The organism is Vibrio sp. 704 (genome assembly GCF_033339295.1).
Genome location: NZ_JAWOUH010000582.1, coordinates 1 through 635 on the forward strand (window position 1 = coordinate 1; position 635 = coordinate 635).

Annotated in this window: 1 protein-coding gene; it reads right to left on the reverse strand. The window is 47.6% G+C overall.

The genetic code is table 11. The features are described 5' to 3' along the window. Positions 1 to 18: 18 nt before the first annotated feature. Positions 19 to 597 carry a NapC/NirT family cytochrome c gene (locus R7R24_RS27875; RefSeq protein ID WP_005463498.1) on the reverse strand — a complete coding sequence of 193 codons (579 nt, stop codon included), beginning with the start codon at positions 595 to 597 and terminating at the stop codon, positions 19 to 21. Positions 598 to 635 lie beyond the last annotated feature (38 nt).

The following is a 635-nucleotide window of genomic DNA, read 5'->3' on the forward strand; positions in this document are numbered from 1 at the left end:
TACTCATGGTTTGCCTCCTTATTGCCAGCCTTCAACGCCACTCATGTCAGGCAGCTTGTGAGCAATACCTTTGTGACAATCTACACAGGTCTTGTCGCCAGAAGCTAATGCTGTTGAGTGTTGAGCCGCAGCACGCGAGCCCTGCTGTGAGTAGTCCATGTAATCAAACTCGTGACAGTTACGACACTCTAGAGAGTCATTCTTCTTCATACGAGCCCATTCGCGCTCGGCTAGATGGCCACGACGAGCTTGGAACTTCTCTGGTGTATCAATGGTGCCAAGAACGTAGTGCGCAAACAGTTCTTTTGACGCTTGAACTTTACGTACGATCTTATCTGTCCATTCATGTGGTACGTGACAGTCAGAACAGATTGCACGAACGCCTGAACGGTTAGAGTAGTGGATCGTCTCTTGGATTTCTTTCACGATAGGTGCGTGACACCCAGAACAGAATTCTTCCGTGTTCGTTGCTTCCATACCCGTGTTGAATGCGCCCCAAAACAGAAGACCACCGGCAAAGCCTAAGAATAAAACCACACCAGCGGCAGCTTTACTTGGGTTCTTCAGCCTCTTCCAAAACGCTTTAAGTATTTTCATAAATGACCTCTTAGTACTTGCGTTTCAACTACTGAAGT

Bases quoted from the DNA above. Each gene is read 5' to 3' on its own strand.
- R7R24_RS27875 (WP_005463498.1), bottom strand. From the start codon at position 597: ATGAAAATACTTAAAGCGTTTTGGAAGAGGCTGAAGAACCCAAGTAAA.